The organism is Klebsiella sp. HMSC09D12 (assembly GCF_001808475.1).
GTDB classification, from domain to species: domain Bacteria; phylum Pseudomonadota; class Gammaproteobacteria; order Enterobacterales; family Enterobacteriaceae; genus Klebsiella; species Klebsiella oxytoca.
Window position 1 is genome coordinate 1 of the sequence record NZ_KV793442.1, and the last position, 8,061, is coordinate 8,061.

Here is an 8,061-nt window from a genome sequence, read left to right on the forward strand (position 1 = left end):
ACCCGCCGTATGAAAGGCGAGATGCCGGCTGATTTCGACGCGAAAGCGAACGAATTCATCGCGAAGCTGCAGGCTAACCCGGCGAAAATCGCCAGCCGTAAAGCGTCGCAGAACGCCATTGAAGCCTTCGGCCCGCTGCTGCCTGAGTTCCTCGGCGGCTCCGCTGACCTGGCGCCAAGTAACCTGACCCTGTGGTCCGGCTCTAAGGCTATCAACGAAGACGCTGCCGGTAACTATATCCACTACGGCGTGCGTGAATTCGGTATGACCGCCATTGCCAACGGTATCGCCCTGCACGGCGGCTTCCTGCCGTACACCTCCACCTTCCTGATGTTCGTCGAGTACGCGCGTAACGCGGTACGTATGGCGGCGCTGATGAAGCAGCGTCAGGTGATGGTCTACACCCACGACTCCATCGGTCTGGGCGAAGACGGCCCGACGCACCAGCCGGTTGAGCAGGTGGCTTCCCTGCGCGTCACCCCGAACATGTCCACATGGCGTCCGTGCGACCAGGTGGAATCCGCCATCGCGTGGAAATACGGCGTAGAGCGTCAGGACGGCCCGACCGCGCTGATCCTCTCCCGTCAGAACCTGGCGCAGCAGGAGCGCACCGAAGAGCAGCTGGCGAACGTCGCCCGCGGCGGCTACGTGCTGAAAGATTGCGCCGGTCAGCCGGAGCTGATCTTCATCGCCACCGGCTCTGAAGTGGAGCTGGCGGTTGCCGCTTACGAAAAACTGACTGCCGAAGGCGTGAAGGCGCGCGTGGTTTCCATGCCGTCCACCGACGCGTTCGACAAGCAGGATGCGGCTTACCGTGAAGCGGTGCTGCCGAAAGCGGTCTCTGCGCGCGTGGCCATCGAAGCGGGTATCGCCGACTACTGGTTCAAATACGTGGGCCTGAACGGCGCGATCGTTGGCATGACCACCTTCGGTGAGTCAGCGCCGGCGGAGCAGCTGTTTGAAGAGTTTGGCTTCACCGTGGACAACGTTGTCGCGAAAGCGAAAGCGCTGCTGTAGTTCTTTTACCGCCTCCGGGTTACGGGCCAGCACGGTCGGGTAGCCCGGACAGGTGCGCAGCACCGCCTCCGGGTAAAAACTCTGGCTGCCACCGTAAAAAAGGGGTCGCTCTGGCGGCCCGTTTCTTTTTCAGACCATCCTCAGCACCCTGCCTTTTTCCAGAAGCACCCGGCGGGAAAAGTGCCGCCGTGTAAACGCTTCATCGTGGCTGATAGCCACTACGCTGGTTCCTCTTTTGCGGCAAACCGTCAGCCACGCTTCAAATATTGCCAGCCAGTGCCGATCAAAATCGCGGCTGGGTTCGTCGAGCAGCAGGATCTCTGGCGCCATGGCTTCCAGACAGGCGACGGCGACCATACGGCGCTGGGCGGTATGCAAATCCAGCGGATGCGCATCAGCTACGCTCTCCAGCCTGCATAAACGCAGCGCCGCCGCGGTGCGTTGCGCAACTTCCGCTGCCGGTAATTTCTGTAACCGCAGCCCATAGGCGACCTCTTCAGAGACTTTGCTGTGGAAGAGCTGGTTTTCGGCCTCCTGAAACAGGACGCCGATAATTTTGGCGCGCTGACGATTTTTATACTGCGCCATCGGCTTATTCAACAGATTGACGCTACCGGACTTTGCCGACAGCAGCCCGGCCATTACCCGCAGCAGGGTGGATTTTCCCGCGCCGTTATCGCCGGTAAGCGCCAGCCATTCGCCCTGGCCGAGCGTCAGGGAGATATTTTGCAAACAATCATCCGCCGCGCCGGGCCAGCGCCAGGTTACCTGATTCAACGTCAACATAGCGGGGAAAGCGCTCCATCATGTAGTCGCCATCCCTGCTGACACCAGGCAAGAAAAGGCGAAGGGGTGCGTTCAAAAAGGATGATCAGTGAATGCTGCGCCAGCGCCCAGTCCCGCAGACGTGGCAGAAGCATGGCGGTAGCTTGCGCCGTCAGGCGGCTAAAGGCTTCATCAAGGATCAGTAGCGTTGGCTGCATAGCCAGCGCGCAGGCGATCGCCACGCGCTGGGTTTCTCCACCGGAGAGCGTGGACGGATGGCGGTGACGTAACTCCTGGCACTCCATCAGCGAGAGCGCCGCGTCAACACGACGCATAATCTCGTCTTCGTGAAGGCAAAGATTTTCAGGGCCAAAAGCGACCTCTTCTTCGACGCTGAAGGTACAACCGGAAAGCTGGAGATAGGGGGATTGCTGGACCAGCTGGATGGTCTGCGCCCGTTCGACCAGCGATTGCTGTCCAATAGGGATGCCAAGCAGAGTACCATGACCTTCGATATCGCCGGGCAGAAAATCCGGATACCAGCCCGCCATAATCTGCGCCAGAGTGCTTTTCCCGCTGCCGTTATCGCCAAAAATCGCCACCATGCCGGGCTGCGAATAATGGAAATCAAAGCATGATGAAGGACCCGTTGCCCGGGTCGGGTGATAACGGAACTGTTCTAACGTAACCATAGCCAGGCTCCCGCTTCAGCGACCATCGCCAGCAGCATGCCGCAACGCGCCAGACGTTGTAAGGTGCTGTCTTTCGGCGCCCAAAGCGTAGTGCGCCGACGATGTAAACGAAATGCCCGCATATCCAGAGCCGCCCCGCGTATCGCCAGATCGTTAAGCGCGTTATGGGTCAGAGGGATAATGAGCGCAGGCATTGCGCGCAGCCGCTGATATCCATTCTCGTCCAGCGGTACGCCGCGGGCGCGTTGGGCTTCGTGGATAATCGTCAACTGGCGCTTTAGCTGTTCGACAACCAGCAGCGGGCCAGCGAACAGATAAGCGACGCCCGGCGGCAGGCGTGAGGCAAACAGGGCGCGAATAAAGCGCTGTACCGGTACGTACTCCATCCAGAGCTGTGACGTGGAAACAATCGCCAGAATTCTCAGCCACAGCGTGATGGCGTTCGCCCAGCGCTGCGGGTCGCGGGGCTGGCCGCTCAGCCACTGGGTAAACCAGCCGCCGTGGACCAGCCACAGGCCAATGCCCAGCGAGAGTAGTAGCCAGGCGACATATTTTGCCCGCCGTCGCGTTGCTTTTAGCAGCACTAAACTGAGAAAAGCCGCGGCGCTATACACCGGCAGCACCGTATCCGTCGGTAGCAGCAGCGTGGTCACTGCCGCCAGCGCCCAGAGCGTTAAGGAGGTAAAAGGGTGCATTTAGCGTACGGCGGACATAGCAGGAAAATGGCGCAACGTACGCAGCGGCAGCTGGCGCAACAGGGTCCAGACGATAATCGCGGTAAGAATTTTATCCACCAGATTGGCGCCTAAGACGGTAATCGCCACCGACTCCAGCAGATTCTGACCTACCGAATGCATCCAGGCGACGAACAGATCCGCACCGCTTCCCGTCACGCCGCCAAACAGCGCCGTCCGCAGCGGCACGGCAACCACGGTCACGGCGAGGGTAATAACAACCCCGCTAATGATCACCTTAGGTAAAGTGCGGAACCATCCCGCTCTCGCCAGCCATCCGGCAACCAGGCCAATCACCATAGCCACTGGCGCAAAGGCGGCGGCAATCGGATCGGTCAGCAGACCCCACAGAAGATTGGTCAGTAAACCGGTCAACATGCCAATGACCGGTCCGAGTAGAACCGCGCTGATCAAGGTGCCGATTGAATCGAGAAAAATGGGAAGTTTTAACATACTGATGAGCTGTCCGCCGATCATGTTGATGGCGACGGCGATCGCAATCAGCACCAGGGACTGGCTGGTAAATTGGCGACGAGCCATAGAAACCTCTTTAAGGGAAAAGTTATCGGGATGAGATGACCAGTTCGTCATAGCCGGAAAGTGCGCACGGCTGACGGCTAAATGCCAGGGAGGTCAGTTCGCCTATCACCAGCTCAAGGGTGGTGCGGACGGTACAGCCGGGCATCATATGGCCGCCGAGCATCGCGCCTTGCGGATCGGATATCGCTAAATGAAGATGTTCTCCTTTCAATTCCAGCGTGCCATTCAGCGAGATAACCTCGTAGGTTCCGTTCAGTAAGGTGGTCTCATCCTGGCCGGCAAAACGTAGTGCCGCATTGCTTAAGCTACCGGTACAGCCGGCGATCCAGGCTGCCTGAATATGGTGCAGTTGCAGGAAGGCGCGCAGGCGTGAAAAAACCTCCTCGCCCGGAAGTAAGCGAAGCGCATAGTAACGTGCCGCAGAGGGCTGCAAGTGGGGAATGGTCATCTTTTTCGAGGGACTCCGAGACTCGGACGTAGCGGCAATAATATCGCCGCTGTTCAGTATGGTTTCTGATATAAATCAGTAATTGCGGCACGACAACGAAAAGATCTTGCTACGCTTATTCGTAATTCTGGAATATGGAATAAATGCCGCCCCAGAAGGGGTAAAAGTGTGATGTAAGTCAGATAAATGGTTTCTCCAGCTGGACAATCATTCCTTTTATTCCTCGTTTGGCTTATTCTAGCTGAAGCGTTTCAGTCGTCTAAATGTTCGACAATTAATCAATCAGTCGCAGTTTGCGACAGGTAAGGTTTCCCTTAGAGCGTTGCTGCATTACTCTGTCAGCCACCTCATATCATGGATAGCCTTGCAGGAGACCTATGACCATACGCATTGCGATTAATGGCTTCGGTCGCATCGGGCGTAACGTGGTTCGTGCTTTGTATGAATCCGGACGTCGTGCGGAAATCACCGTGGTGGCAATCAATGAACTGGCGGATGCTGCCGGCATCGCGCATTTATTGAAATATGACACCAGCCATGGACGCTTTGCCTGGGATGTGCGCCAGGAGAGAGAGCAGCTGTTTGTCGGCGATGACGCCATCCGTCTGCTGCATGAATCTTCCCTTGAGGCGTTGCCCTGGCGGGAACTGGCGGTTGATGTGGTGCTTGACTGCACCGGCGCTTATGGCAGCCGCGAGCATGGCGAAGCCCATCTGCGGGCCGGCGCGAAGAAAGTGCTCTTTTCACATCCTGGCGGCAACGATCTCGACGCGACGATCGTGTTTGGCGTCAACCATGATGAGCTGCGCGCTGAGCACCGTATCGTCTCCAACGCCTCCTGCACCACCAACTGCATTATTCCGGTCATTAAGCTGTTAGATGATGCCTACGGCATAGAGTCAGGAACGGTAACCACGATTCACTCCGCGATGCACGATCAGCAGGTTATCGATGCTTACCATCCGGATTTGCGCCGGACGCGAGCGGCCAGTCAGTCGATCATCCCGGTTGATACTAAGCTTGCTGCGGGGATCACGCGTATTTTCCCTCAGTTTAACGATCGCTTTGAAGCTATCGCGGTCCGTGTTCCGACGATTAATGTGACGGCGATCGACCTTAGCGTCACGGTGAAAAAACCGGTAAAAGCGAGTGAAGTCAACCAGTTGCTGCAAAAAGCAGCACAGGGTGCATTTCATGGTATAGTTGACTATACGGAATTGCCGTTAGTCTCGATAGATTTCAACCACGATCCGCATAGCGCCATCGTCGATGGCACGCAAACGCGGGTAAGTGGTGTGCATTTGATCAAAACGCTGGTCTGGTGCGATAACGAATGGGGCTTTGCTAACCGGATGCTCGACACCACGTTAGCGATGGCCGCACAAGGTTTCAGGTAAGGCGCTCAGGCGCCTGCAAAACTTTATCAAGAATCAACGAGAGGATTCACCATGTCTGTAATTAAGATGACCGATCTGGATCTGGCTGGTAAACGCGTTTTTATCCGTGCGGATCTGAACGTACCGGTTAAAGAAGGGAAAGTAACCAGCGATGCGCGTATCCGTGCTTCTCTGCCGACCATCGAACTGGCCCTGAAACAGGGTGCGAAAGTGATGGTCACTTCCCACCTGGGTCGTCCTACCGAAGGCGAGTACAACGAAGAATTCTCTCTGCTGCCGGTTGTTAACTATCTGAAAGACAAACTGTCTAACCCGGTACGTCTGGTTAAAGATTACCTGGACGGCGTTGAAGTCGCTGCCGGCGAGCTGGTGGTTCTGGAAAACGTTCGCTTTAACAAAGGCGAGAAAAAAGATGACGAAGCGCTGTCGAAAAAATACGCTGCGCTGTGCGATGTCTTCGTTATGGATGCGTTCGGTACTGCTCACCGCGCGCAGGCTTCTACTCACGGTATCGGCAAATTCGCTGACGTCGCTTGTGCAGGTCCGCTGCTGGCCGCTGAGCTGGACGCCCTGGGTAAAGCACTGAAAGAACCGGCTCGTCCGATGGTAGCTATCGTCGGTGGTTCTAAAGTTTCCACTAAACTGACCGTTCTGGACTCCCTGTCTAAAATCGCTGACCAGCTGATCGTCGGCGGCGGCATCGCCAACACCTTCGTTGCCGCTCAGGGCCACAACGTGGGTAAATCCCTGTACGAAGCCGATCTGGTTGACGAAGCTAAACGCCTCCTGACGACCTGCGATATCCCGGTTCCGACTGACGTTCGCGTAGCGACCGAGTTCTCTGAAACCGCAACCGCTACCCTGAAATCTGTTAACGACATTAAAGATGACGAGCAGATTCTGGACCTGGGCGATGCTTCCGCAGAGAAACTGGCTGAAATCCTGAAAAATGCCAAAACCATCCTGTGGAATGGCCCGGTCGGCGTGTTCGAATTCCCGAACTTCCGCAAAGGGACTGAAATCGTGGCTAACGCCATCGCAGATAGCGAAGCGTTCTCCATCGCAGGCGGCGGCGACACCCTGGCAGCAATCGACCTGTTCGGCATTGCTGACAAAATCTCCTACATCTCCACCGGCGGCGGCGCATTCCTCGAATTCGTGGAAGGTAAAGTTCTGCCGGCAGTAGCCATGCTCGAAGAGCGCGCTAAGCAGTAATTCAGTTCAGGCGGGGAGACCCGCCTGTTTTTCAGCGCGCGTAAAAGCTCGCGAACCTTCTTCAACGGTCGAAGATACAGATACAGGACTACGTAACATGTCTAAAATTTTTGATTTCGTAAAACCGGGCGTCATCACTGGCGACGACGTTCAGAAAGTGTTCCAGGTAGCTAAAGAAAACAACTTTGCTCTGCCAGCGGTAAACTGCGTGGGTACTGATTCCATCAACGCCGTTCTGGAAGCAGCTGCAAAAGTTCGTTCTCCGGTTATCGTTCAGTTCTCTAACGGCGGCGCAGCGTTCATCGCGGGCAAAGGCGTGAAAACTGACGTTCCTCAGGGCGCAGCCATCCTGGGCGCTATCTCTGGCGCGCATCACGTTCATCAGATGGCTGAACACTACGGTGTTCCGGTTATCCTGCACACTGACCACTGCGCTAAGAAACTGCTGCCGTGGATCGACGGTCTGCTGGACGCGGGTGAAAAACACTTCGCCGCGACCGGTAAACCGCTGTTCTCTTCTCACATGATTGACCTGTCTGAAGAGTCCCTGCACGAAAACATCGAGATCTGTTCTAAGTACCTGGCGCGTATGGCCAAAATGGACATGACTCTGGAAATCGAACTGGGCTGCACCGGCGGCGAAGAAGACGGCGTGGACAACAGCCACATGGACGCTTCCGCTCTGTATACCCAGCCGGAAGACGTTGATTACGCCTACACTGAGCTGAGCAAAATCAGCCCGCGTTTCACCATCGCCGCTTCCTTCGGTAACGTACACGGCGTTTACAAGCCGGGCAACGTGGTGCTGACCCCGACTATCCTGCGCGACTCTCAGGAATACGTTTCTAAGAAACATAACCTGCCGCACAACAGCCTGAACTTCGTCTTCCACGGCGGTTCCGGTTCTTCCGCTCAGGAAATCAAAGACTCCGTAAGCTACGGCGTGATCAAAATGAACATCGATACCGATACCCAATGGGCAACCTGGGACGGTATCCTGCAGTACTACAAAGCTAACGAAGCTTACCTGCAGGGTCAGCTGGGCAACCCGAAAGGCGAAGACCAGCCGAACAAGAAATACTACGATCCGCGCGTATGGCTGCGCGCTGCACAGACGTCCATGGTGACTCGTCTGGAGCAGGCATTTAAAGAGCTGAACGCGATCGACGTTCTGTAAGAAAGTTTCGTTTCTTACCCGGAAGCCCGCAGAAATGCGGGCTTTTTTATTGTCATCCCTAAACCACCTCCTAGGG

At 56.3% G+C, this 8,061-nt stretch carries 9 protein-coding genes; 4 read left to right on the plus strand and 5 right to left on the minus strand.

What is annotated here, in order from left to right:
• Positions 1-1,017 (plus strand): transketolase-like TK C-terminal-containing protein (locus HMPREF3178_RS08215; protein WP_323807549.1); only part of this gene is annotated, 1,017 nt, incomplete at its 5' end.
• Between the two features lie 129 nt (positions 1,018-1,146).
• Here the strand turns inward: HMPREF3178_RS08215 and HMPREF3178_RS08220 are convergent.
• Genes HMPREF3178_RS08220 through HMPREF3178_RS08240 form a run of 5 tightly spaced genes read right to left on the minus strand, consistent with a single transcriptional unit; the run spans position 1,147 to position 4,196 of the window.
• Positions 1,147-1,803 (minus strand): ABC transporter ATP-binding protein, encoded by a 657-nt coding sequence (locus HMPREF3178_RS08220; protein WP_017145440.1) that lies wholly within the window; start codon positions 1,801-1,803, stop codon positions 1,147-1,149.
• Positions 1,797-2,474, minus strand: coding sequence for an ABC transporter ATP-binding protein (locus HMPREF3178_RS08225; RefSeq protein ID WP_017145441.1), 678 nt, complete (start codon positions 2,472-2,474; stop codon positions 1,797-1,799). The genes HMPREF3178_RS08220 and HMPREF3178_RS08225 overlap by 7 nt, the downstream gene beginning before the upstream one ends.
• Positions 2,462-3,169, minus strand: coding sequence for an energy-coupling factor transporter transmembrane component T (locus tag HMPREF3178_RS08230; protein ID WP_017145442.1), 708 nt, complete (start codon positions 3,167-3,169; stop codon positions 2,462-2,464). The genes HMPREF3178_RS08225 and HMPREF3178_RS08230 overlap by 13 nt, the downstream gene beginning before the upstream one ends.
• On the minus strand, positions 3,170-3,748 hold the full coding sequence (locus HMPREF3178_RS08235; protein WP_017145443.1) for an ECF transporter S component: 579 nt from the start codon (positions 3,746-3,748) through the stop codon (positions 3,170-3,172).
• Positions 3,749-3,770: 22 nt separating this feature from the next.
• Positions 3,771-4,196, minus strand: a complete 426-nt coding sequence (locus tag HMPREF3178_RS08240) for a PPC domain-containing DNA-binding protein (RefSeq protein ID WP_004105632.1) — start codon at positions 4,194-4,196, stop codon at positions 3,771-3,773.
• 377 nt (positions 4,197-4,573) lie between these two features.
• Here HMPREF3178_RS08240 and epd point away from each other — a divergent pair, with 377 nt between their 5' ends.
• The 3 genes from epd (at position 4,574) to fbaA (ending at position 7,985) form a co-directional block, all read left to right on the plus strand.
• Positions 4,574-5,593, plus strand: a complete 1,020-nt coding sequence (epd, locus tag HMPREF3178_RS08245; protein WP_070585114.1) for an erythrose-4-phosphate dehydrogenase — start codon at positions 4,574-4,576, stop codon at positions 5,591-5,593.
• Positions 5,594-5,644: 51 nt separating this feature from the next.
• Positions 5,645-6,808 carry a phosphoglycerate kinase gene (gene pgk, locus HMPREF3178_RS08250; protein WP_004105627.1) on the plus strand — a complete coding sequence of 388 codons (1,164 nt, stop codon included), beginning with the start codon at positions 5,645-5,647 and terminating at the stop codon, positions 6,806-6,808.
• A 97-nt stretch (positions 6,809-6,905) separates the two neighbouring features.
• On the plus strand, positions 6,906-7,985 hold the full coding sequence (gene fbaA / locus HMPREF3178_RS08255; RefSeq protein WP_004105626.1) for a class II fructose-bisphosphate aldolase: 1,080 nt from the start codon (positions 6,906-6,908) through the stop codon (positions 7,983-7,985).
• Positions 7,986-8,061: the final 76 nt, after the last annotated feature.